This window comes from Pseudoroseomonas sp. WGS1072 (genome assembly GCF_049340465.1).
In the GTDB taxonomy this organism is placed as follows: domain Bacteria; phylum Pseudomonadota; class Alphaproteobacteria; order Acetobacterales; family Acetobacteraceae; genus Pseudoroseomonas.
Genome location: NZ_JBMPSU010000001.1, coordinates 2,677,483 through 2,700,647, shown reverse-complemented (window position 1 = coordinate 2,700,647; position 23,165 = coordinate 2,677,483). Strand labels below are relative to the sequence as shown.

Below are 23,165 nucleotides of genomic sequence, written 5' to 3'. Positions count from 1 at the left end.
CGCCAGAGCGCGCGCCGCGCGGGGAGGGCGCGCTCAGCCGAGACGGAGCAGATGATTGTCCCAGGCGCTGCGCGAATCGCTGCCCGGAGGCCCGGCGAGGGGTCGCATCCGGCCCCGCCGGGCATCGGCCTCGACCAGCCCGCCCTGGCCGCTGGCCAGGATGAAGCAGCCCGGCGCATCCCCCGGCGCCAGGCCACAGACATCCCCGAGCCGCGCCGGCTCCAGGGCGCGGCCCGCCGCCAGGTCCCAGAACAGGGTGAGGCCGCCACGCGGGCTGGTGGCTGCCAGGACGGTGCCCGAGGAATCGGCCGCGACGCTGCCCAGATAGTTGCGGCACGCGGCGCGCCAGGGATCGGGCAGGTCCAGCGGCGCCAGCCCGCCCTCGCCGCGCTGGATGGCCAGCAGCGGCACCTCCGCCGTCTCCTCCCCCTCGTACTGCATGGCGACGGCCGTGCCGCCGGGCACCGCCGCCATGTGGCGGATGGACAGGCGGTTCAGCGCCGGGTCGAAGCGGCGTTGCGCCAGCATGCGGCCTGTCCGCGCGTCGAGTTGCGCCAGGGAGGGGTCCATGCCCTCGGGGTCGAGATTGGCGCGCGGCGCGTCGGGATGGGTCAGGATGCCGCCATTGGCGACGATCAGCCGTCCGCCATCGGGCGAGAGGCGCATCTCGTGCGGGTCGCGCCCGCCGCTCGGGAACTCGGCGACGCGGACGAAATCCGCCGCGGCGTCATAGACCCCGATCAGCCCCTCGCCATCCTCCACCCGCGTCTCGGTGGCATAGAGCAGCCGGCCATCGGCCGAGAACAGCCCGTGGCCGTTGAGGTGCCGCCCCTCCGACGGGGCGAAGGCCTGGTTCAGCTCGCCGCGCGCCAGATCGGCCACCAGGGCCTCCCAGCCCGGGCGGCGGCCGAAGACCACCGCCAGCGGGCGCCGGGGATGCGCCGCGAAGCCATGGGCGCGGGCCTCGAGGCCCAGGCGCAGCGGCACCCGGCCGCCCGTGGAAAAGGCGGCGAGGCGGTCCCCCTCCCCCGGCTGCCGCCAGGCGCCGAGGATCAGCGCCTCGCGCGCCGCCGCGGGGCGGAAGGGCATCGCGGCCAGGGCGGCCCCCAGCAGCAGGTCGCGCCGCCGCATCAGTCGCCGTCCAGCGCGTTGAAGCCGAGCGGGATGCCGAGGGCCGGCGCCAGGCGCTGCGCCAGCAGCGCCTTCAGCGCCACCGCCTCCTGCCGCAGCCGCTCCACGGCGGGGCGGCGCGCCGCGTCGCCGATCGCCTCCTCCAGCGGCAGCGGAAGGGCCTCCGCGCTCGCCATCACCTGATCGAAGGCCCGGCCCAGCAGGGTGGCCAGCTCGCCCTCTCCCGCGCCCTCCAGGGTCTGGGCGAAGCCGGCCCGGTACATGGCGCGGGCGGCGGCCAGATTGGCCTGGATGTTCTGACCGGACAGGCCGCTGCGCCAGGATTCGAGCAGTTGCGGCCGTGCCGCGGGCGGGCCGGCGCCGAGCGCCCGCGTCAGCTTGCGGTCCGCCACCACCTCCACCGCCGCGTGGAGCATCTTGAACAGCTCCTGCGTCGCCTCCAGCGGCGTGGCGTAGGGCGTGGCCGGCTGGATCAGCGCGGCGGCGAAGGGCTGCTCGCCGCCGGTCCAGCCGGCGAGCATGTCCGCCGCCAGGGTGGAGAGATTCCCGCCGATGCTGCGCAGCAGGGCGATGCGGAAGGCGGCCTCGGCATCGCCGGCGCGGAGCCGCGCCACCGCCTCGTCGCCATGGATTAACCGCTCCAGCGCCGGCAGGCCCTGCAGGGTGACGTTGCGGAGCGCGTTTGGCCGCACCTCCAGCACGGCGGCATCGCGCTGGGCGATGGCCTCGGCGAGGTCGCGGCCGATGCTGTTGCGGGGATCGGGCCAGAACTGGATGCGGGCATGGCGGCTGAACAGGTCGGCCGGGCCGACCCGCACATGCTGGATGCCCTGCCAGGCCCGCATGGCCGCCGCGAAGCCGCCCCGGGCCGCCTCGAGCGCCGCCGCCTCGCCCGGCGTGCGCGCCAGCGTGTCCAGCCGCGCCGCCAGATTGGCGGCGGCCTCCAGGAAGGCGCGGTAGCCGGGCAGCAGCACCTGCTCCACCACGCCGCGGTTCAGCGCGCGGTAGGCGGCCTCGTCCGGCGCGGCATGCGGCGTCGCCGGCACCAGCAGCACGGCGGCGAACGGCAGGAGATGGCGGCGGGTCAGGCGCATCAGAGCGATTCCAGGAAAGCCAGCAGGGCGGCGCGGTCCGCGGCCGGAAGGCCGACGACCCGCTCGCGCGCGGGGCGCGCTTCGCCACCATGCCACAGGATGGCCTCCAGCGCCGAGCGCGCCCGGCCATCATGCAACAGGGCGGTCTCGCCGGATACCGCCCGCGTCAGGCCCAGGCCCCAGAGCGGCGGGGTGCGCCAGTCACGCCCGCCGGCCCGCCATTCCGGCCGGCCATCCGCCAGATCCTCGCCCATGTCATGCAGCAGCAGGTCGGTATAGGGGGCGATGGCGCGCCCATCGGCCAGGGTGAAGCGCGGATTGTGGCAGGCGGCGCAACCCAGCGCCGCGAACAGCGCCTCGCCCCGCCGCACCGCCGGCGCCGCCGTGTCGCGCCGGGGCGGCACCGCCAGATGGCGGGTGAAGTGGAGCAGCAGGTCGAACAGCGCCGGACCCAGCTCGGTCCGCTGTCCCGCCGCCAGGCCGTGCGGTGCCGCGCGGCAGGCGGGCTGGGCCGGGGTGCAGTCGCCCCAGGGCTCGGGGCGCGGCGGCGTGGAGAGGCCGAGATCGAGCGCCGCGGCGCTGGCGACCTGCCGGGGCAGATCCGGCTCCCCGGCCTTCCAGCCGAAGCGGCCGAGGACGGGGCGGCCCGCCGCCGCGCTCCAGACGGAATTGGGCCGGCCCCGGATGCCGTCGCCATCCGCATCCGCCGGATCGGCCAGGGCGAGGATCTGCGCCTCGGGCACCGTCTCGAGCAGGCCGAGGCCGATCATCGGCGGCGCCAGGCGGGGCGAGAGCATGGCGTCGGGATGCAGCGGCGGCATCCCCGGCGCGGCCTCGGTCCGGTGCAGCGGGCGGCGCAGCGGCACGGCGGTGCCATCGGCCAGCGTCACCGTCTCCTCCCGCCATTCGGTGACGAGGCGCGGCTCCCCGGCCAGGCCCTGCACGGCAAAAGGCTGCAGCTGCGCGCCGTAGCGCGGCTCGTCGATCCAGCCGAGGGTGCCCGTCGCGAGCCGCGCCGCAGCCTCCGCGCCGAAGGGCAGGACGGAGGGCGGGACGGAGATGCGCGCGACCAGCCCGGACGGCGCGCGGCCCCGCCCGTTGCCGATATGGCAGCCCTGGCAGGAACGGGCGTTGAACAGGGGGCCGAGGCCATCGGCATGGCGGGTCGAGGCCGGGGCGGAGACCCAGAGCCGGCGGAACACCGCCTCCCCGAGGCGGAAGCCGAACCGCTGCTCCGCCGTCAGCGCCGCCTCCGGCTGGCGGAAGGCGCCCTGCGCCAGCGCCGGTGCCGCCAGCAGGAGGGCACAGAGCAGGCCGGCGGCGCGCACCGCCGGCCGGGGGGTCATTTGAAGACCTTGGCCGGATCGTCCAGGCTCTCCGATCCCTCGACGGAGATCGCCGGCAGCTTCAGCGCCGCGACGACGCGCTCGATGCTCCGGGTCTGCGCCAGCAGCGCATCGATGCAGGCCTGGATGGCGGCATTGCCGGCCGGGTTGCCCTCGGCCAGCATCTGGTCATAGGCCTCGACCGTCTCGGCCCGCTGCTTCAGCGCATCGAAGGCGGCGCCGGTGGCGGCGAAGCGGGCGTCCATCTGCTCGCGCAGGCGGCGGTCGGTGCGGTCCACCAGGTTGCGCAGGCTGGCGCCCCGCAGCACCGCGCCGTCCGTCCGCGTGTACTCGCCGCGCCAGATGGCGATCATGCCCAGCACATTGCCACGATGGCTGTTGTGGGTGTTGTCGGAGAAGCAGTCGTGCTCCTCCTCCGGATCGTGCAGCATCAGGCCGAGCTTCATCCGCTCGCCGGCCAGCTCGCCGTAGGAGAGGCTGCCGAGGCCGGTCAGCATGGCGGCCAGGCCCTGCGGCGCCGGCCGGCCCGACAGGCGGCGGCGGATCTCGCCCTCCGGCCCCCATTTCGCGGCCATGTCGGCCAGATCCTTCACCAGCAGATCGGTGACGACACGCAGATACTGGCCGCGCCGGTCGGCATTCGCGGCGGTGGTGTAATCGGTGAAGGACCGTTCGCCGGCGCCCTTGCCCGTGCCGTGCAGGTCCTGGCCCCAGAGCAGGAACTCGATGGCATGGTAGCCGATGGTGACATTGGCCTCGACGCCGCCGGCCTCGTGCAACCCTTCCAGCGCCTCGGCCGTGATGGCGGAGAGATCGTGCGTCTCGTCGCCCAGCCTGAGACTGCGCGAGGCGATGATGTTGGCGGCGTAGAGGGGGTTCTCGTCGCTTTCCGTGCCGTAGGCGGGATCGACCGCGTCGATCAGCCCCTCGTCCAGCGGCCAGGCATTCACCCGGCCCTCCCACGCGTCCACCTCGGGATTGCCGAAGCGGAAGGCCTCGGTCTGCGCGTAGGGCGCGCGGGCGGCGATCCAGGCCTGCCGCGCCGCCGCCAGCCCTTCGGCCGTGGGCGCGGCCAGGAAGGCGCCGACCGCCTGCCGCAGCGCCTCGGCGCCGGCCAGGCTGTCGCCGTACATGGCATGGCCGAGATCGGCGTAGTGGCGCAGCACGGCCCGCTGGTCGGCCTGCACCTGGGCGCGCGCGGCGGGGCCGGACAGGGCGGCCAGAAGCAGGCCGGCGGGAAGGCCGAGGGCGAGGCTGCGACGCTGCATGGGCAAGGCTCCTGATTCCGCCAGCCCGTCGCTGTTATTGCAAGCGGTTCGCAGATTCAAGGGAGCCCCCTGCCCGGTTCATTGACGGGCCTCAGCACAGCAATTAAAGATGCGATATATTCTCATTCGCAGGATCAGCACGAGCCATGACCAGGCAGGGTGTTTCCAAGGGTAGCGCGTCGCAGGCGGCCTTGATGGCGGGAATCGCCATCAGCCTGCCGGGGGCCGCGCTGGCGCAGGGCAGCCAGGAGGCGGCCGGCGACACGGTGGCGCTGCCGCCGGTCGATGTCCGGGCGGCGGCGCCGGCCAATGCCCTGCAGCACCCGGCCCCGGTCAGCCGCCTGCCCGGCTCGGTCCAGGACACGCCGCAGACCATCAACACCATCTCGCGCGAGGTGCTGGAGCAGCAGAACGTCACCACGCTGGAGCAGGCGCTGCGCAACGTCCCCGGCATCACCGCCTCGATCGGCGAAGGCAACGGCGGCGTCAACGGCGACCAGTTCCGCATCCGCGGCTTCGCCGCGCAGAACGACATCTACGTCGACGGGCTGCGCGACTTCGGCGCCTATACGCGGGACGCCTTCACCTATGAGGAGGTCTCGGTCCTCAAGGGCCCCTCCGGCTTCGCCCTCGGCAACGGCACGGTGGGCGGCGCCATCGCGGTCGGCACCCGGCTGCCGCATCTCGGCAATTCCTACGGCTTCACGGCGACGGGCGGCATGGGCCCCTTCGCCCGCGGCACCATCGACCTGAACCAGCAGATCGGCGAGACCACCGCCCTCCGCCTGAACCTGATGGGACAGTCGAGCGAGCTGGTGGACCGCGACGGCGTCGACAGCCGGCGCTGGGGCATCGCCCCCTCGATCGCCTTCGGCCTCGGCACCGACACGACCCTCTCGCTGCACTACCAGCATTACGAGTACGACAACGCGACCGATTCCGGGATTCCGGTGATCGCCCCGCCGGGCGGGACCATCGCCCGGCCGATGACCGAGTTCGGCCTGCCGCGCTCCACCTGGTACGGGCTGGACAGCGACCGCGACGAGGTGACGGCCGATATCCTCACCGCCCGCCTCTCGCACAAGGTGAACGACTGGCTGACCCTGGCCAACGACACGCGGCTGAGCTTCATCGACCGCGACTATGTCACCTCCATCGTCAGCTGCGCCGCCGCGACCTGCGTCACGCCCTTCTTCCAGCGGCGGGGCGGCGTGGTCACGGCCAGCGGCGCCGGCAACCCGTACCACCAGGAAAGCTGGGGCATCCAGAACGTCGCGACCGCCACGGCGCGCTTCACCACCGGGCCGCTGCGGCATGAGCTGCTCGCCGGCTTCGACATCATGTACGAGGACTTCGAGCGCACCGGCTACAATCTGCTCGGCACCCGCCCGGCGATCCCGGTGTTCGGCGGCCAGGGCGACATCTCGCTCGACCGCGGCGCCGCCTCCTACAAGCGCAACGGCAACAACACGACCTATGCCGGCTTCATCAACGAGCGGCTCTGGCTGATCCCGGAACTGTCGGTGATCGGCGGCGTCCGCGTCAGCCACTTCGACGTGGACTACGACGCCGTCACCTACGCCACCGGCATCCGCACCGGCGCCTCGCCCAGCAAGACGGTGGTCGACCCGCGCGCCTCGCTGGTCTGGGAGCCGACACCGAGCCAGACCTACTACGCGACCTACTCGGTCTCGCACACGCCGCCGGGGCTGCTCTTCTCGACCCAGCCCGCGACGGCGGCGAACTTCAATTCCAACTTCGACCCGGAGCGCAACGAACTGGACGCCTCCAGAAACCCCTCGCCTTGATGCCGTTCGGCTGATTCACTGACGCGGATCAGCGCGAGGGAAGGCGATGGTTCGGCAGCCTGGGTTCTTCGATGTGGAGGAGCGTTTGCGGGAGCTGTCGGCCAAGGGCGATGACCTCGAGCGGATCGTCGCGCTGGTTGATTTCACGATGTTCCGCGCCGAGCTGGAGCAGGCCGTGCCGCGCGCGGACGGCACGAAGGGTGGCCGCCCCGCCTTCGATCACGTGCTGATGTTCAAGATCCTGCTGCTGCAGGCGATGCACGGGTTGTCCGACGAGCGCTGCGAGTACCTCATCAAGGACCGCCTGTCCTTCATGCGCTTCCTCGGCCTCGCGCTGGCCGACCCGGTGCCGGACGCCAACACGATCTGGGCGTTCCGCGAGGCGCTGAAGCGGGCCGGCGCGGTGGAGCGGCTGTTCGCGCGGTTCGACGCCACGCTGCGTGCCGCGGGTTACCTGGCGATGGGCGGGCAGATCGTGGATGCGACCATCGTCGCCGCACCGAAGCAGCGCAACACCGAGGCCGAGCGGGCGGCGATCAAGGCGGGCAAGATCCCTGAGGGCTGGGCGGAGATGCCTGCGAAGCTGCGCCAGAAGGACCGCGACGCGCGCTGGACGGTGAAGTTCTCCAAGGCCAGGCCGCGCGAGGATGGCACCCCGCAGGTCGATCTCGCGGTTCCGGCCTTCGGGTACAAGAACCACGTCGCGATCGATCGCCGGCACGGCCTGATCCGCGGCTGGACCGCGAGCCATGCGGCCGCCCATGACGGGGCGCGGCTGGCGGAGGTGGTCGATGCCGGCAACACCGCCAGCGATGTCTGGGCCGATACCGCCTATCGCTCAGCGAAGAACGAGGCCTGGCTGGCTGAGCGTGGCATGGTCTCGCGCATCCACCGCAAGAAGCCCCCGGGGCGGCCGATGGCGGCAAGGACGCGACGGGCCAATGCCCGCAAGTCGGCCGTGCGCTCCGCGGTCGAACACGTCTTTGCCCGGCAGAAGGGGCCGATGGCGCTGGTCGTGCGCACCATCGGCATCGCCAGGGCACGGGTGAAGATCGGCCTCGCCAATCTCGCCTATAACCTCAAGCGGTTCGTCTGGCTCAGCAGCAAGCCCGCGACGTCGTAGCGGCACGCAAGTAGGCAAGCCGCCGCCATCGACTGAGCGGCTCCGTCCACCAGATGGGCACGCGCATCCGCATCCCTGAAGCACCGGCAGCCTCAAACCAACATCATCCGCCGAAGCCGCAGGGTTTCTGGAGGTATCCAACTCTATGAGCTCGGCGCCAAGGTCGGCTTCCTGGAGAACAGGATCGGCGTCTACGGCTCGCTCTACCGCATCCTGAAGTCGAACTCGCTGGCGCCTTCGGAGACGGACCCGACCGCGCTGGTGCAGACCAGCGACAAGCAGCGCAACCAGGGCGTCGAGATCGGCGTGACCGGGCAGATCACCCCGGCCTGGACGCTGAACGCCAACTACACGGCGATGGACAGCGAGACCACCTCTTCGACCAACGCGGCCAATATCGGCCGGCGGGTGCAGTTCGTGCCGGAGCAGGCGGCCGCCCTCTGGAGCACCTACGAGTTCAACCGCGCCTCGCCCTGGAACCTGACCATAGGCGGCGGCGTGACCTGGCGCGACAAGGTCTACCTGAACGCCGGCAACACCGCCGAGGCCCCCGCCAACCTGGTCTTCGACGCGATGATCTCCCACCGCATCAACGACAACCTGCGGGTCCAGGTGAACGGCTACAACCTGGGCGACGCGCTGAACTACGACGGGCTCTGGGCCAACCGCATCGTCCCCTCGCCCGGGCGGACCGTGCTGTTCACCCTCGCCGCCGAGTTCTGACCACCGACCTTTGACCACCGGGCGCGGCGCGACGGGAAGGGCCCGCGCGCCCTTCCCCTTCTCCTTGGAACCGTCACAGCGGAAGCCGAGCCATGCTGGTGCATATCCCGAACCTTCTGACCGCCGAGGAGGTGGCGCATTGCCGCCGCGTGCTGGAGGCGGCCGAATGGGTCGACGGCAAGGTCACCGCCGGTGAGCAGTCGGGCAAGGCCAAGCACAATCTGCAGGTGCCGGAAGGCTCGCCGCAATCGCGCGAGCTGGGCGACATCGTTCTGCAGGCGCTGGGCCGCAACCCGCTTTTCACCACCGCCGCGCTGCCGCTCCGCGTCTTTCCGCCGCTGTTCAACCGCTACGATGTCGGCATGCAGTTCCACGCCCATGTGGACAATGCCATCCGCTTCCTGCCCGGTGCCCGGCAGCGCATCCGCACCGACGTCTCCTCCACCCTCTTCCTGACCCCGCCGGAGGCCTATGACGGGGGAGAGCTGGTGATCGAGGACACCTACGGCGCGCAGACGGTCAAGCTGCCGGCGGGCGACATGGTGCTCTATCCGGCCACCAGCCTGCACCGTGTCGAGCCGGTGACGCGCGGCAGCCGCTGGGCCTCCTTCTTCTGGACCCAGTCCATGGTGAAGGACGACGGCCGTCGCCGCCTGCTCTACGAGCTCGACATGTCGATCATGCGGACCCGCGCCGACCTGCCGGACCACCATCCGGGCGTGCTGGGGCTGACCGCGACCTATCACAATCTGTTACGCCAATGGGTGGAGATGTAAATTATACAATCAGAACGAGCATAATCGAAACTTTATGTAATTTTTTGTTGTCGAGATTTCCCCTTCCTGCTAGTTGAGATGTGTCGCTAGAAGATTATCTACCATTAGTAGATTTCCTATGGCGGCACAGCCTATTATTCTCAACGTGCAATAGAATGGAGGCGTGGCAAGGTGGCAGCACGCGAGGCAAACATCAAACTTCAAGAAGCATATCTATTAAACATAGAAGCTTCTGATCTTGAAAGCGCCAAGGCCAACATTCGATCCATTTCCGAAACGTCGCCTAGCGATGCAATCCGACTCATTCCGCGTCTGATCCAAAAATTCAGGTGGTCGAAAAACATTCCAGAGGCAAAATTCTCCATAGAATTTGCCGAACGAATTGTCGAACAGACAAAAATCCCGTATCCTGATTGGCTAGTTTCCGAAAGCTTAGAAGTACTTCTTGCTGAAGGCAATTGGAAAGATGCCTTCATTACTGCAACACTTGGTCTCGAGAAATCTCCCAGGCTGATTTTTCCTCTGATTAAATCTTTGGTTCTTGGACACAAAATTGATGCTGCAATCAGCAGGCTGCCTGATGCAGCAAATTTCGTTTTAGGAAATACGAATCAGGCGCCTGCCCTTGCCAACACTTGCCGCCTAGTCCTTCAATACAAATCAGACAGGGCAACACAAGATATAATTATCTCTATACTTTGTGACTGCAATAGCGGTCATTTTGATGTTACTCGGCTATTAGCCAAAATTTACTACGATTGCGGATACTGGCGTAAATGTGCTGACAGCTTCAAGCTTCTTCAGAAACATGGAAAGGATCTTACGTCTCAGGAATATAATCACTATGCTGTCTCAGCGATTCGCGGCGATCTGTCCGCGGATGAATTCGTACCTATCTTCGACTACTGCCTGAATAAGAATCCGAATGACCCGGAACTTGTTCGGATTTGGTCTGAAGAAGCAAAAAATCGTAAATTAAATTTAGTGAAAATTTTTACGGATATTCAAAATTCCTCTTCTCATATCATACCATCAGTCATTGTTTCTCTTCTAGATTATCACGATATTTCTTGGATTAAAGACTCTTTTAGCAGTAAAATCGAAAAGTTTTTTTCGACTCCAGAAATATCTAGCGCAAAAGCGTTTATTGATGGATGCGAGAACCTGTCTACAGACCTTTCGGGGAACGCCGCCACCTTCTCTCTTATTCCGAGCACAAAAATATTATGTTTGCTATACTTAATGAAGGACCGCCAAATTTCCTATCCTGTGTCTAGAAGCGCCCGGAGTTCTGCGTTACATTGTCTGAATTCTGACAGAATAGATCTCCTCATAAGAAAAATAGTCGGAGAACCGCGCTCATTCTGGAAAGCCTATCTTGATTCAGCAGAATATTCTTCACCCGCCGCGAAAAGACACGTGTATGAACTCGAACGATTTGTTTCTTATCAGGATTTGATTATGGAATCCGGAAACCTTGTGCTTCCGGACCCATTTGGCCCTGGGCAGGCAACAATAATTGATAGTTTTATTAGATACGGGCAAGTAATATATACATTTAGAGGAAAATACTTATTTTATATGGTAACATGCTCTGCTGGCAGCATGGCTTGCTATATATACGTCCCCTTCAAGAATCTGGTAATTGATCTTGGGCCACATGGAGCGTCTGAGAGAACTGAGAAAAAAATAGCATTCCTGTACGCTCTTTACTTGAACCGTTTGGCAAACCATTATTCTCTTTATAAATCTAAGGTTGAAGATCAGCGCAAATCAGTGCACAAGTTTAAGGTGATCGGTGTTGCAGGACGAATTGAGAACTATGCTCACCAAGTTTGGAATTTCCTAAGCGGGTTCGAGAGATTTATTATAAATAAAACTCAGAAAAGTATCGATAAAATCATCAGCGCTACAACTCAATACTATGGCAGCGCAAATGATATATTTGCAGAGTATGGTCACGCTTCGTCCATTCATGTAAAAAATACGCAATTTATTGACCCTTGCCCATTCTCCCATAGCCATGTTGTAATTCAAGCAGGTGGTTACTTCATACCAAGAATCCTAGTGGATAGAATCATAGAATATGCGCAGAAAAAATATCCAGAACTTGACAAGTTTCTATGCACTTCTTCTGTCAATGGAAAAAAAATTATTTGGATAGGGTTTCGCATAGGAGATAAATCTTGGGCGCAGCAGGAAGACGGCCTTCCTTGTTTAATGAAAATTCTTCATGAATCTCATCCTTCCGCACTTCTTGTTTTGGATAGCTTTACTTTCCCGGAATTCGCTGGTGAATTGCCGAAAGCTTGGTTAGATTTCTACAGAAAAATAGGCGATATATCTTCTTCTATAGTCGAGAAGTCTGGAATTTCCGAAGAACATTTGCACAGCATTTGTGGAAAATCGCTTTATGAAAGCGTTCTCTGGGCAAATTATGCCGATCTTTATATTACGCCTCTTGGAACGACGCAGCACAAGGTGGGATGGTTTACGAAAGGCGCAGGCTTGATTTATGCATCCAGCGAGCTAGCAGCACCTCCGGAACTCCGAGTTGGTGCTTGGGAGGCTGAAGGCATGAAGCTTCCAACATTTATAGACTGCGAGCCAATAGATGGGGGGACAAGAAGGGGATCTCAGGATATGAGAGCCAACTTAAGCAATATCAATGTAGATCCACGTGTCATCGCTGATGCGGCCGCTTTGGCGTTGCGTCTCGTTAAGACAAAAAGCAATCAATAAGCGATATATCAATGCTCTTGCGCGGCAACATTATTCTTGCTGTTAACGTCAGCGCATCTATAATCCTCATCGGATCTAGCCTGTTTTCTGGAATTCTTGGAGATGCAATGCAGGTTTTCTATGGCTGATCGTTGGAAGTCGACTTCCAGGTCCGGCAACTTCGAAGCCAGCCGCGCCGCGCTGGATGGTCCGGTGCTGGTGTCCGGGCGGCGCTTCGGCGACCACCGGGGCGCCTTCGCGGAGACCTACACGCTGCGCGACTTCGAGGCGATCGGCATCGCCGATGCCTTCGTGCAGGACAACTTCTCCTGGTCCGCCGGGGTCGGCACCCTGCGCGGCCTGCACTTCCAGACCCCGCCCCATGCCCAGGCCAAGCTTGTGCGGGTGCTGCGCGGCCGCATCCTGGACGTGGCGGTCGATCTCCGCGCCGGCTCGCCGACCTATGGCCAGCATGTGGCGGCCGAGCTCTCGGCCGAGAACGGGCTGCAGCTCTATGTGCCGGTCGGCTTCGCGCATGGCTTCTGCACGCTCGAGCCGGACACCGAGGTCGCCTACAAGGTGACGGACACCTATGCGCCCGATTGCGACAAGGGCCTGCTGTGGAACGACCCGGCGCTGGCGATCGAGTGGCCGGTCGGCCCTGATGCCGCCATCTTGTCGGAGAAGGATCAGCGCCAGCCCCTGCTGCGTGATCTGCCGCCCAACCTCTTCGCCTGAGGGATTGCCCCGTTGCGTATCCTCGTCACCGGCGGTGCCGGCTTCATCGGTTCCGCCCTGGTCCGCCACCTTGTCCTGGAACTCGGCGATGAGGTCCTGGTCGTCGACAAGCTGACCTATGCGGGCGACCGCCGCTCGATCCGCGATTGCGAGGGGAAGCCCGGCTTCGCCTTCCTCGAGGCCGATATCGCCGATGCCGAGGCGATGCGCGGGGCCTTCGCGGATTTCCGCCCGCAGGCGGTGATGCACCTGGCCGCCGAGAGCCATGTGGACCGCTCGATCGCCGGCGCGGCGCCCTTCGTGCAGACCAATGTCGTGGGCACCTTCACCCTGCTGGAGGCAGCGCGCGCCCACTGGTCCGCCCTGCCGCCGGCGGAGAAGGAGGCCTTCCGCTTCCTGCACGTCTCGACCGACGAGGTCTATGGCTCGCTCGGCCCGAATGACCCGGCCTTCAGCGAGACGACGCCCTACGACCCGCGCTCGCCCTACTCGGCGACCAAGGCGGCCTCGGACCATCTGGCCCGCGCCTGGCACGAGACCTACGGGCTGCCGACCATCGTCACCAACTGCTCGAACAACTACGGCCCCTATCACTTCCCCGAGAAGCTGATCCCGCTCATCATCCTCAACGCGCTGGAGGGCCGGCCGCTGCCGGTCTATGGCGACGGCGGCAACGTGCGCGACTGGCTCTTCGTCGAGGACCACGCCCGGGCGCTGGCCCTGGTGGTGCGGGAGGCGAGGCCCGGCGAGACCTACAACATCGGCGGCAAGGCGGAGAAGCGGAACCTGGAGGTGGTCGAGACCATCTGCGACCGGCTGGATGCGCTGCGTCCCGATGCGGCCGGGCCGCGCCGCCGGCTGATCACCTTCGTCACCGACCGTCCGGGGCACGACCGGCGCTATGCCATCGATCCGGTGAAGATCGGCCGCGACCTGGGCTGGTCGCCCCTTGAGACCTTCGAGAGCGGCATCGACAGGACGCTGCGCTGGTACCTCGACAACGAATGGTGGTGGCGCCCGCTGCGCGAGGGCCGTTACGACGGCCAGCGCCTGGGCCTGCTGCCCGAGGCCGGCAGGTCGTGAGACCGCCCGGCCCGGCCAGGGCGCCGGGCCGGCCGCCTGCGATTCCCCACAACGGGCCGCCCATCCCGCGGCCCCAGCTTCCGGGACGAGTGTCATGAAGGGTATCATCCTGGCCGGGGGCAGCGGCACCCGCCTGCATCCCGCCACCCTGGCGGTGTCGAAGCAGCTGCTGCCGGTCTATGACAAGCCGATGGTCTACTACCCGCTCTCGGTGCTGATGCTGGCCGGCATCACCGAGATCCTGGTGGTCTCCACCCCGCATGACCTGCCGCTGTTCCGCCGCCTGCTGGGCGACGGCGCGGCCTGGGGCGTGCAGCTCAGCTATGTCGAGCAGGACCTGCCGCGCGGCATCGCCCATGCTTTCGTGCTGGCCGAGAAGTTCCTCGACGGCCAGCCCTCGGCCCTGATCCTCGGCGACAACCTGTTCCACGGCCACGATCTGGAGAAGCAGCTTCGCATGGCCCGCGCCCCGCTCGATGCCGGGGAACGGGGCGCCGCCGTCTTCGCCTATCAGGTCTCCGATCCCGAGCGCTACGGCGTCGTCGACTTCGACCGGCAGGGCCAGGCGCTCTCGCTGGAGGAGAAGCCGGCGCAGCCGCGCTCGAACTGGGCGGTGACGGGGCTGTACTTCTACGATGGCCGGGCCGGTGCCCTGGCCAGCCAGTTGCAGCCCTCGGCGCGGGGCGAACTGGAGATCACCGACCTCAACCAGATCTATCTGGGCGAGGCCAGCCTGCGCGTCGCCCGCCTCGGCCGCGGCTATGCCTGGCTCGACACCGGCACGCATGACAGCATGCTGGAGGCCGGCGAGTTCGTCCGGGCGATCGAGAAACGGACCGGCCAGAAGATCGCCGCCCCCGAGGAGGTGGCCTGGCGCAATGGCTGGATCGACGACACGGCGCTGCATGCCCTGGCCAAGCCCCTCCGCAAGAGCGGCTACGGGCAGTATCTTGAGAACCTCGTCTTGCAACGTGAGACCAGCCACGAGGATTGAGCCGTTCCGGCTGGCGCCCGCCGGGGCGCCTGCCGCTGCCCTGATCGCGCCGGAAGGCGTCTCTCACAGAGGTTTGACACCGATTGGCGGCCATATTGCTCTTTGCTCATGGAAAGCACAGTCGCGCGAGATGCCTTCCCGCAAGGGATAAGTCTCTTTAAAGATAAGGGAGGATCAGTCTAGGCTTATCAGGCTGCCGTATTGGAGAAGCTGATGCCTGTAATCCTCGTTCCGAGTTCCTTGCGTCGTTATACGGATCAGCAGAGCCGTGTTGCCGTGACTGGCGAGACCGTGGCCGGGACGCTGGACAATTTCGTTGGCCAGTCGTCGGAACTGCGCAATCACATCTTCAACGCCGGCAACCTCCGCAGCTTCATCGTGGTCTGCAAGAACGGCCAGGACATCCGCCTGCTGGACGGGCTGGCGACGCCGGTCGCGGCCAATGACGAGATCCGCATCCTGGCGAGCATCGCCGGCGGATGAGCGCGCGCCTGACGGACCCTGCCCTGCCGGAACTGGGCGCGGCGGAGCTGCGCCGCTTCAGCCGCCATCTCATTCTTCCCGAATTCGGCCTCGAGGCGCAGCGGCGGCTTAAGGCGGGCAGCGCGCTGCTGATCGGCGCGGGCGGCCTCGGCAGCCCGACGGCCCTCTACCTGGCCGCGGCCGGCGTCGGCCGGATCGGCCTCGTCGATCCCGATGTGGTGGAGGAGACCAACCTGCAGCGGCAGGTGGCGCATGGCCACAGCACCCTCGGCCGGCCGAAGACCGAGAGCGCCGCGGCGCGCATGCGCGATCTTAACCCCGACGTGGTGATCGAGCGGCATGACGTCTTCCTGAATGTCGGCAACGCGCTGGACCTGATCGCCGGCTACGACGTCGTCATCGACGGCACCGACAACTTCCCGACGCGCTACCTGGTGAACGACGCCTGCGTGAAGCTCGGCAAGCCCAACGTCTATGGCGGCGTGCTGCGGTTCGACGGCCAGCTCAGCGTCTTCGACGCGCGCCGGGGCCCCTGCTACCGCTGTCTCTTCCCCGAGCCACCGCCGAGCGAGCTGGCGCCGAACTGCGCCGAGGCCGGCGTGCTGGGCGTGCTGCCCGGCGTGATCGGCGCCCTGCAGGCGACCGAGGCGATCAAGCTGCTGACCGGCATCGGCCAGCCGATGATCGGCCGCATGCTGGTCTATGACGGGCTGGACCTCAGCTTCACCTCGGTGGACATCGCCAGGGCGCCCGCCTGCCCCTGTTGCAGCGGCCCCCGGGACGAGATCGAACTGCGCGAGACGGTGATGGTCTGCTCGGCCCCGCAGGTCGGCCGCAGCATCGAGGCGGACGCGCTGCAGGCCCGGCTGGCCGGCGGCGAGGCGCTGACGCTGGTGGACGTGCGCAATCCCTCGGAATGGCTGGGCGGCACCATCCCGCAGGCGCTCTGCCTGTCCAGGCCGGCGCTGACGGAAGCCGTCGATCTGGTCCTCTCCGGCGGGCTCCGGCCCGAGAACACCCTGCTGGACGCCCTGCCGCGTGACCGGGAGATCGTGCTCTACTGCCAGTCCGGCCTGCGCTCGGCGGCGGTGATCCGTTCCCTGACCGCGGCGGGCTACGACCCCTCGCTGCTCTACAACCTGGAGAAGGGCTTCGCCGGCTGGACCGGCCCCAGGGCGGAGCCGGGCGAGGCCCGGCCGAGGCAGCCGGCGCCCGCGAACTGAGCCGGTGGACTGAGCCGGTGGACTGAGCCGGTGGACTGAGCCGGTGGACTGAGCCGGTGGACTGAGCCGGTGGACTGAGCCGGTGGACTGAGCCGGTGGACTGAGCCGGTGGACTGGGGAGGAAAGCGGAGGCGCCGGTTGCCGGCGCGCTCCGGGGCGCCGCGAAGCGGGTCCGTTATCTGAAAGAACCATCCGAAACTTCACCGCCGCGCGCGCCCGATGGCGCATGGGCGATCCGGGATAGAGAGATGCCTCCGCAAACCAGTGCCGAACTGATTCGCCATATTCAGGCCCTGGCGTCCAGCGGCGCCTCCGACCTGTCCCCTTCGGAGCTGGAGCCGCTGCGCGCGGCGACGCGGGCGCTGATCGCCGCCTTCAAGGCCGAGGGCCGGCTGCAGGAAGACCCGCTGCATCTCGCCATGACCCGCAATGTGGAGTTGCACCGCGAGGCCGCCGCCGCGCAGCTCGCCGGCCGCCGCATCCTGGTGACCGGCGGCGCGGGTTGCGTCGGCACGCGCCTGCGCGGACTGCTGGCGGAGTTCCGCCCGGCGGCGCTGGTCTGCCTCGACGTCGCGCCGCACGAGGGGCCCGGCGAGGCCTGTCCCGTCGATATCCGCGAGGCGGCGGCGCTGGACGAGGCCTTCGCCCGTCACCGCCCGGAGGTGGTCTTCCACCTGGCCAGCATCCGCGAGCCCGGCCGGGCCGAGGCGGTGGTGCGCGAGGCCATCGAGACCAATGTCTATGGCACGGGCCATGTCATCGCGGCCTGCCGGCGGCATGGCGTGGCGCGGGCGGTCTATTCCTCGACCGGCAAGTGCTTTGCCTACGTGACCGACCACGTCTACACCGGCAGCAAGAAGCTGGCCGAGTTCCAGTGGGCCGTGGCGGCACGCGGCGGCGGACCGACCCGCTTCGCCACCACCCGCTTCACCCATGTGCTGGAGAACGGCATCGTCGCCCGCGACATCGCCGAGGGCATCGAGGCGGGGCTGGTCGGGCTGCATGGCGCCGACAGGTTCTTCAACGTGCAGAACCTGCGCCAGGCGACGCATCTGCTGATCAATGCCCTCGCCCTGGCCGGCGAGCCGGTGGCGGACGGTTTCTGGAGCGCCGTCGATCTGGGCTGGCCGGTGAACACGCTCGAGATGGCGCTGTTCCAGATCGACCGCAGCGGCCGCGACGCCGCGGTCCGCTTCCTCGGCGTGCCGCGCGGCTACGACGAGCGCTTCTTCCGCGGCCAGTTCGACTGGAGCGGCGAGATCGAGTACCACCCCCTGCTCAACGCTCTCGAAGCCGTCGAGGGCTATGCCGACAGCACCGGCACGATGGTCGGCGCGCGCTTCCGCCCCTTCCCGCCGGACGCGCTGGATCATGAGCTGGCGCGGCTGCGCCAGGCGCTGGACGCGCCGGTGGCCGGCGGCGCCGAGACCCTGAAGTCCGCGCTGCTGCAGGCGGTCGCCGGCATGGCCGGCGCGATCTTCCGCCAGACCCCGGCCCGGCAGCTTCTCGACATCCTCTGGTGGGGGACGGCGCCGGCCTGGGCCGGTCCTGGCGCCGCGGAGGCCGCCCGCTACCGCACCGTCGCCGCCCTGCTGGCCGATGCCCTGCTGCCCTCGCTGATCGAGAACGCGGATTGGGCGGGCGATCCGGCTGTTCGCGGCAAGCTGCTCGACGTCGCCACCACCTTCGCCCTGATCCCCGGGATGGAGGCGCGCGGCGCGGCGTTCCGGCAGCAGGCCGAGGCGGCGGCCAGGGCGGCCTGAGGGGAGCGGCCTGAGGGAAGCGGCCTGGCGCCTCAGCCCGCCAGGCTGCGCCGCAGCCGCAGGAAGGTGACGCCGAGAAAGGCCGCGCCCAGCACGGCCAGGACGGCGAGGCGCGGCGCCACGACCTCCAGGCCGGCGCCCCGGTAGAGCACCGCCTGCGAGAGGGCGACGAACTGCGTGGTGGGCAGCAGCTGCACTGCCCATTGCAGCCAGGGCGGCATGCTCTCCAGCGGGGTCATGCTGCCTGAGAGCAGCATCATCAGGATGATCGACGGCAGGGCGAGCAGGCCGAACTGGCCTGTCGAGCTCGTCACCGTCGCCAGCAGGACCCCGAGCGCCGCCACCGAAAGCTGGAACAGCACCGTGCCGAGGACGAAAAGGGCGAGCGAGCCGGCGAGCGGCACGCCGAGCAGACCATGCACGACCAGCAGCAGGGAGAGCACGGCGGCGCCGACGATGACCAGCGCATTGGCGCCGATCTTGGCCAGCAGGATCTGCAGCGGCGTCACCGGCATGGCAAGCAGGTGCTCCAGCGTGCCGTGCTCGCGCTCGCGCAGCAGCGCCGCGCCGGGCAGGATGATGGAGAGGATCAGCGTCGAGTTCACCACCTGCATCACGGCGCTGAACCATTCCGGCGTGCTGTTCGGGTTGAAGCGCGTGCGCAGCACGAGATCGATCGGCGAGGCCGTGCCGCCGAGCCGGGCCGCCACTTCCTGCTGCACGATCTGCTGGATGAAGCCCGAGCCGTTGCCGGCCTGGGAGATCGCCGTGGCGTCGACATCGATGGCCAGGTTCACCGGACGGCGGGCCAGCAGGTCCGCCTCGAGGCGCGGCGGGATCTGCAGGGCGAAGGTGATGCGCCCGGCATCCAGTGCCCGCGCCACCTCGGCCGGCGTCATCGCCACGGCCGGGCGGAACTGCGGCGGCAGCAGGGCGGCCGCGATGGCGCGGGAGAGATCGGACCGGTCCTCGTCCACCACGGCGACGGCGGCGTTGCGCACCTCCGTCTTCATGCCCGTCGCCACCGTGTAGACCGCCACGGTGAAGGTGTAGAGCAGCAGGAGCAGCAGCACGGGGTCCGCCCGCAGCACGCGCAGCTCCTTGAGCCCGAGCCAGAGGATCGTGCCGAGGCCGCGCACCGGCCTCAGGCCTCCTGCTTGCGCAGCAGCAGCGCCGCCAGCGCGATGAACAGCAGCGCGAAGCCGGCCAGCATCGCGTGGTTCCACCAGAGCGCGTCGAGGCCCAGCCCCTTGCTCATCGTGCCTATGGTGATCTGCTGGAACCAGCTGGCGGGGAAGGCCAGGCCGATGACGCGCCCCGCCCCCGTCAGCGAGGCGGTGGGCACCAGCAGGCCGGAGAAGTTCACCGCCGGCACGATGGAGAGGATGGCGGTGGCGAAGATCGCCGCGACCTGGCTGCGGACGAAGGCCGAGACGAGCAGCCCGAATCCGGTCGAGGCCAGGACGTAGAGCAGCCCGCCCAGAGCCAGCGCCGGAGCCGAGCCGAGGACCGGCACGCCGAAGACAAGCCACGCCGCCGCCACCAGCATGGCGAAGCTGGTCAGCGCCACGGCGATGTAGGGCAGCTGCTTGCCGATCAGGAACTCCGGCGCCGTGACCGGCGTGGCGCGGAAGTTGGCGATGGCGCCGCTCTCCTTCTCGCGCACCACGCCGACGGCGGCGAGCATGGCCGGGACCAGCATCAGCATCAGCATGATGACGCCCGGCACGATGGCGACCACGCTGCGGAAGGCCTGGTTGAAGTGGAAGCGGGGCTCGATGGCCAGCAGCGCCGCGCCGCGCGGCAGCGGGGAGAGCGCCTGCCGGTCCTGCAGCCAGCTCTGCGCCAGGCCGAGCACATAGCCGCGCGCGGTCTCGGCGCGGAAGGGCATGGCGCCGTCGATCGCGACCGCCACCTCCGGCCGGTCGCCGCGCCGCAGGTCGTGGCCGAAGCCGGGCGGGATCTCGACCGCGACGGCGATCCGCGCCGCGCGCAGCCGCGCCTCGGCCGCCGCCGCGTCGGCCAGGGGCGGCCGCTCGGAGAAGTAGCGCGATCCGGCGAAGCTTTCGAGCAGGCCACGGCTCTCCGGCGTGCGGTCGCCATCCAGCGCGGCATAGGGCAGGTTCTCGACATCGAAGGAGATGCCGAAGCCGAAGGCCAGCGCCAGCAGCAGCGGTCCGAGCAGGGCGAAGGTCAGGCGGATCGGGTCGCGCAGCAGTTCGAGCGTCTCGCGCCAGGCGCAGGCGGCGAGCCGCGCCGCCTCGAAGCGGCGCGGCCGGCGCGCCGGGGCGGCCGGGCGCGGCGCGGGCGCCTCCGCGGCCTCCTCCGGCCCGGCCGCCTCCTCGAGCCAGCCGATGAAGGCCTCCTCCAGCGTGGCGGCGCCGCGCTCGGCCACCAGCGCGCGCGGCGCCCCCATGGCCAGGATGCGCCCGGCATGCTGCAGCGAGATCCGGTCGCAGCGCTCGGCCTCGTTCATGAAGTGGGTGGAGATGAAGATGGTGACGCCATCCTCGCGCGAGAGCCGCAGCAGGTGGCGCCAGAACAGGTCGCGCGCCACCGGATCGACGCCGGAGGTCGGCTCGTCCAGGATCAGCAGCGCCGGCTCATGCACCACGGCGGCGGCGAGCTGCAACCGCTGCCGTACGCCCAGCGGCAGGGATTCCGGCGCGGCATCGGCCACCGCCTCGAGGTCGAAGTCCCGCATCACGGCGGCGATGCGCGCCGCGCCCCGCGCCGCCGGAAGATGGAAGAGGCGCGCATGCAGCGTGAGGTTCTGCCGCACCGTCAGTTCGCCATAGAGCGAGAAGGCCTGCGACATGTAGCCGACCTGCCGCCGCGCGTCGCCGCCGGCACCGGGCCGCTGGCCCAGCACCCTCGCCTCCCCCTCGCTGGCCGGCAGCAGGCCGCAGAGCATGCGCATGGTCGTGCTCTTGCCCGAGCCGTTGGAGCCCAGGAAGCCGAAGATCTCGCCGCGATGGATGCGGAGGTCGACATGATCCACCGCGGTGAAGTCGCCGAAGCGCTTGGTCAGGCCGCGCGCCTCGATCACCGGCCCCTCCCCGGGCCGGGGCGGCGGCGGCGGGGTGATGACCACGGGGCGGTGGCCCTTCCGCCGGGCCTCCGGCAGCAGGGCGATGAAGGCCTCCTCCAGGCTGCGCGTCCCGGTGCGGGCGAGGATCCCGGCCGGGCTGCCGGTGGCGATGACCTTCCCGCCATCGAGCGCCGCCAGCCAGTCGAAGCGCTGGGCCTCGTCCATGTAGGCGGTGGCGACCAGCACGCTCATGCCCGGCCGGCGGGCGCGCAGCCGGCCGATCAGCGCCCAGAACTGGCGGCGGGACAGCGGATCGACGCCGGTGGTGGGCTCGTCCAGGATCAGCAGGTCCGGGTCGCGCACCAGGGCGCAGCAGAGCGAGAGCTTCTGCTTCATCCCGCCCGAGAGCTTGCCCGCCGGGCGGGCGGCGAAGCGCGCGAGGCCGGTGGCCTGCATCAGCTCCGCCGCGCGCTCGCGGCGTTCGGACGCGCCCTGGCCGAAAAGCCGGGCGAAGTAGTCGATGTTCTCGGCGATGGAGAGCACCGGATAGAGGTTCCGCCCCAGCCCCTGCGGCATGTAGGCGACGCGCCGCCGCAGGCCGGCCAGGGCGGCGCGGTCGCGCAGGTCGGCGCCGAGCGCCGAGATCTCCCCCTGTTGCGGCCGCCGCACCCCCGCCAGCAGGCCGAGCAGGGTGGACTTGCCGACGCCGTCGGGCCCGACCAGCCCGGCCATCACGCCGGCAGGCACCTCCAGGCCGATGTCATCCAGCGCCACCACCTCGCCGTATCGGTGCCGCACCCCGCGCAGCGCGGCGGCCGGCGGGAGAATGGAGGATGGTGGCGCCGCGCCCGCGCCGCTCACGGCAGGCGGACCTCCAGCCGGGGCGGCCAGGGTTGCGCCGGATCGAGCCGGACATAGCCGAGGCCGCGCACCCCGCCCTTCACCTGATCGACATGCGCCCTCAGCAGATCCGGCGGCAGGCGGAGCTTGACCCGGAACATCAGGTTGCCGCGCTCCTGCGCCGTCTCGACCTGGCGCGGCGTGAACTGCGCCTCAGGGGCGACGAAGCTGACGCTGGCCGGCAGCACGTAGTCCGGGACCGGGTCCAGCACCAGCCTGGCCTCGGCGCCATAGGTCAGGCGCCCGGCCTGGGCGGCGGGCAGGAAGATGATCATCGAGACATCGGTCGGGTCGATCAGGGTCGCCACACGCCCCCCGGCCGAGACCACCTCGCCGCTGCGCACCAGGCGGTAGAGCACGCGGCCGGTGCGCGGCGCGGTCAGGACGGTGTCGTCCAGCAGGGTGCGCACCTCGGCGGCATTGGCCTCGGTGGCGGCGAGATTGGCCTCGGCGCGGCGCCGGCCCGCCTCGGCGGTGGCGACGGTGGCCTCGGCCACCTCCAGCGTCGAGCGGCGCTGATCGAGCTGCTCGGCCGGCGCGAAGCCGCGGCGGGACAGCTCCTGGGTCCGGGCCAGCTCGGTCTGGGCAAGCTGGCGTGTGCTGGCGGCGCGCAGCTGCTCGGCCTCCGCCGCCGCCACCGCCTGCCGCGCCTCCAGGACCTGCGCCTCGGCGGCGAGCAGCCGGGCCCGCAGGGTGCGGTCATCGAGCCGCGCGACCACGGCGCCGGCTTCGACCATCTGGCCTTCCTCGACCGTGACCTCCAGCACCCGCCCGGCGATCTTGCTGGCGATGTCGATCTGCTCCGCCTCGATGCGGCCGTTGGTGGCGGCGATGAAGGAGGGCAGCGCGGGCTCGCGCAGGAGCAGCCGCCAGCCGAGATAGCCGCCGCCCGCCAGGACCACGGCGGCCAGTCCGATCGGCATCACCCAGCGTCGCAGCGGCATGTCTGTCTCCGGTTCC

The 23,165-nt window shown here is 68.2% G+C and carries 18 protein-coding genes; 11 read left to right on the top strand and 7 right to left on the bottom strand.

The window, feature by feature from the left end:
- Positions 1–33 precede the first annotated feature (33 nt).
- The 4 genes from ACF3NH_RS12735 to ACF3NH_RS12720 are packed head-to-tail and all read right to left on the bottom strand — an operon-like array spanning position 34 to position 4,839.
- Complete coding sequence (locus tag ACF3NH_RS12735; RefSeq protein ID WP_422923270.1) at positions 34–1,131, bottom strand: DUF1513 domain-containing protein; 1,098 nt, start codon at positions 1,129–1,131, stop codon at positions 34–36.
- The gene (locus tag ACF3NH_RS12730) at positions 1,131–2,225 is read right to left on the bottom strand and encodes an imelysin family protein (RefSeq protein WP_198367441.1); all 1,095 of its coding nucleotides are present in this window, start codon (positions 2,223–2,225) and stop codon (positions 1,131–1,133) included. The genes ACF3NH_RS12735 and ACF3NH_RS12730 overlap by 1 nt, the downstream gene beginning before the upstream one ends.
- Positions 2,225–3,571, bottom strand: coding sequence for a di-heme oxidoreductase family protein (locus tag ACF3NH_RS12725; RefSeq protein WP_422923268.1), 1,347 nt, complete (start codon positions 3,569–3,571; stop codon positions 2,225–2,227). Before ACF3NH_RS12725 ends, ACF3NH_RS12730 begins: the two co-directional genes overlap by 1 nt.
- Complete coding sequence (locus ACF3NH_RS12720; RefSeq protein ID WP_422923266.1) at positions 3,568–4,839, bottom strand: imelysin family protein; 1,272 nt, start codon at positions 4,837–4,839, stop codon at positions 3,568–3,570. Before ACF3NH_RS12720 ends, ACF3NH_RS12725 begins: the two co-directional genes overlap by 4 nt.
- A gap of 194 nt (positions 4,840–5,033) precedes the next feature.
- On the opposite strand from ACF3NH_RS12720, the gene ACF3NH_RS12715 reads away from it, so the two are divergent.
- From ACF3NH_RS12715 to ACF3NH_RS12665, 11 genes are all read left to right on the top strand, one after another.
- Entirely contained in the window at positions 5,034–6,647 is a 1,614-nt protein-coding gene (locus ACF3NH_RS12715) for a TonB-dependent receptor (RefSeq protein WP_422923264.1), read from the top strand.
- A gap of 46 nt (positions 6,648–6,693) precedes the next feature.
- Entirely contained in the window at positions 6,694–7,770 is a 1,077-nt protein-coding gene (locus ACF3NH_RS12710) for an IS5 family transposase (RefSeq protein ID WP_422922157.1), read from the top strand.
- Between the two features lie 75 nt (positions 7,771–7,845).
- The gene (locus ACF3NH_RS12705; RefSeq protein ID WP_422924792.1) at positions 7,846–8,493 is read left to right on the top strand and encodes a TonB-dependent receptor domain-containing protein; all 648 of its coding nucleotides are present in this window, start codon (positions 7,846–7,848) and stop codon (positions 8,491–8,493) included.
- 92 nt (positions 8,494–8,585) lie between these two features.
- Positions 8,586–9,269 (top strand): Fe2+-dependent dioxygenase, encoded by a 684-nt coding sequence (locus ACF3NH_RS12700; protein WP_422923262.1) that lies wholly within the window; start codon positions 8,586–8,588, stop codon positions 9,267–9,269.
- Between the two features lie 171 nt (positions 9,270–9,440).
- Positions 9,441–12,011, top strand: a complete 2,571-nt coding sequence (locus ACF3NH_RS12695; protein WP_422923260.1) for a hypothetical protein — start codon at positions 9,441–9,443, stop codon at positions 12,009–12,011.
- Between the two features lie 120 nt (positions 12,012–12,131).
- Positions 12,132–12,728 carry a dTDP-4-dehydrorhamnose 3,5-epimerase gene (gene rfbC / locus ACF3NH_RS12690; protein WP_422923258.1) on the top strand — a complete coding sequence of 199 codons (597 nt, stop codon included), beginning with the start codon at positions 12,132–12,134 and terminating at the stop codon, positions 12,726–12,728.
- 12 nt (positions 12,729–12,740) lie between these two features.
- Complete coding sequence (gene rfbB, locus ACF3NH_RS12685; protein ID WP_422923256.1) at positions 12,741–13,811, top strand: dTDP-glucose 4,6-dehydratase; 1,071 nt, start codon at positions 12,741–12,743, stop codon at positions 13,809–13,811.
- Between the two features lie 94 nt (positions 13,812–13,905).
- Positions 13,906–14,805 carry a glucose-1-phosphate thymidylyltransferase RfbA gene (gene rfbA / locus ACF3NH_RS12680; RefSeq protein WP_422923254.1) on the top strand — a complete coding sequence of 300 codons (900 nt, stop codon included), beginning with the start codon at positions 13,906–13,908 and terminating at the stop codon, positions 14,803–14,805.
- A gap of 276 nt (positions 14,806–15,081) precedes the next feature.
- Positions 15,082–15,288 carry a MoaD/ThiS family protein gene (locus ACF3NH_RS12675; RefSeq protein ID WP_370592051.1) on the top strand — a complete coding sequence of 69 codons (207 nt, stop codon included), beginning with the start codon at positions 15,082–15,084 and terminating at the stop codon, positions 15,286–15,288.
- On the top strand, positions 15,285–16,511 hold the full coding sequence (gene moeB / locus ACF3NH_RS12670) for a molybdopterin-synthase adenylyltransferase MoeB (protein WP_422923252.1): 1,227 nt from the start codon (positions 15,285–15,287) through the stop codon (positions 16,509–16,511). The genes ACF3NH_RS12675 and moeB overlap by 4 nt, the downstream gene beginning before the upstream one ends.
- Before the next feature lie 248 nt (positions 16,512–16,759).
- Entirely contained in the window at positions 16,760–18,274 is a 1,515-nt protein-coding gene (locus tag ACF3NH_RS12665; RefSeq protein WP_422923250.1) for a polysaccharide biosynthesis protein, read from the top strand.
- A gap of 32 nt (positions 18,275–18,306) precedes the next feature.
- On the opposite strand, the gene ACF3NH_RS12660 is transcribed toward ACF3NH_RS12665, so the two are convergent.
- Genes ACF3NH_RS12660 through ACF3NH_RS12650 form a run of 3 tightly spaced genes read right to left on the bottom strand, consistent with a single transcriptional unit; the run spans position 18,307 to position 23,149 of the window.
- Positions 18,307–19,413 carry an ABC transporter permease gene (locus tag ACF3NH_RS12660; protein WP_422923248.1) on the bottom strand — a complete coding sequence of 369 codons (1,107 nt, stop codon included), beginning with the start codon at positions 19,411–19,413 and terminating at the stop codon, positions 18,307–18,309.
- A gap of 5 nt (positions 19,414–19,418) precedes the next feature.
- A complete protein-coding gene (gene rbbA / locus ACF3NH_RS12655) occupies positions 19,419–22,166 on the bottom strand; it encodes a ribosome-associated ATPase/putative transporter RbbA (protein WP_422923246.1) in 2,748 nt (915 codons plus the stop codon).
- Positions 22,163–23,149: an HlyD family secretion protein gene (locus ACF3NH_RS12650; protein ID WP_422923244.1), complete on the bottom strand. Its 987-nt coding sequence runs from the start codon at positions 23,147–23,149 to the stop codon at positions 22,163–22,165. The genes rbbA and ACF3NH_RS12650 overlap by 4 nt, the downstream gene beginning before the upstream one ends.
- Positions 23,150–23,165: the final 16 nt, after the last annotated feature.

Coding starts and splice junctions, on each gene's coding strand:
- ACF3NH_RS12665 (WP_422923250.1), top strand. CDS start 16,760: ATGCCTCCGCAAACCAGTGCCGAACTGATTCGCCATATTCAGGCCCTG.
- moeB (WP_422923252.1), top strand. CDS start 15,285: ATGAGCGCGCGCCTGACGGACCCTGCCCTGCCGGAACTGGGCGCGGCG.
- rfbA (WP_422923254.1), top strand. CDS start 13,906: ATGAAGGGTATCATCCTGGCCGGGGGCAGCGGCACCCGCCTGCATCCC.
- ACF3NH_RS12700 (WP_422923262.1), top strand. CDS start 8,586: ATGCTGGTGCATATCCCGAACCTTCTGACCGCCGAGGAGGTGGCGCAT.
- ACF3NH_RS12720 (WP_422923266.1), bottom strand. CDS start 4,839: ATGCAGCGTCGCAGCCTCGCCCTCGGCCTTCCCGCCGGCCTGCTTCTG.
- ACF3NH_RS12650 (WP_422923244.1), bottom strand. CDS start 23,149: ATGCCGCTGCGACGCTGGGTGATGCCGATCGGACTGGCCGCCGTGGTC.
- rfbC (WP_422923258.1), top strand. CDS start 12,132: ATGGCTGATCGTTGGAAGTCGACTTCCAGGTCCGGCAACTTCGAAGCC.
- ACF3NH_RS12730 (WP_198367441.1), bottom strand. CDS start 2,225: ATGCGCCTGACCCGCCGCCATCTCCTGCCGTTCGCCGCCGTGCTGCTG.
- ACF3NH_RS12735 (WP_422923270.1), bottom strand. CDS start 1,131: ATGCGGCGGCGCGACCTGCTGCTGGGGGCCGCCCTGGCCGCGATGCCC.
- ACF3NH_RS12725 (WP_422923268.1), bottom strand. CDS start 3,571: ATGACCCCCCGGCCGGCGGTGCGCGCCGCCGGCCTGCTCTGTGCCCTC.
- ACF3NH_RS12710 (WP_422922157.1), top strand. CDS start 6,694: ATGGTTCGGCAGCCTGGGTTCTTCGATGTGGAGGAGCGTTTGCGGGAG.
- ACF3NH_RS12715 (WP_422923264.1), top strand. CDS start 5,034: ATGGCGGGAATCGCCATCAGCCTGCCGGGGGCCGCGCTGGCGCAGGGC.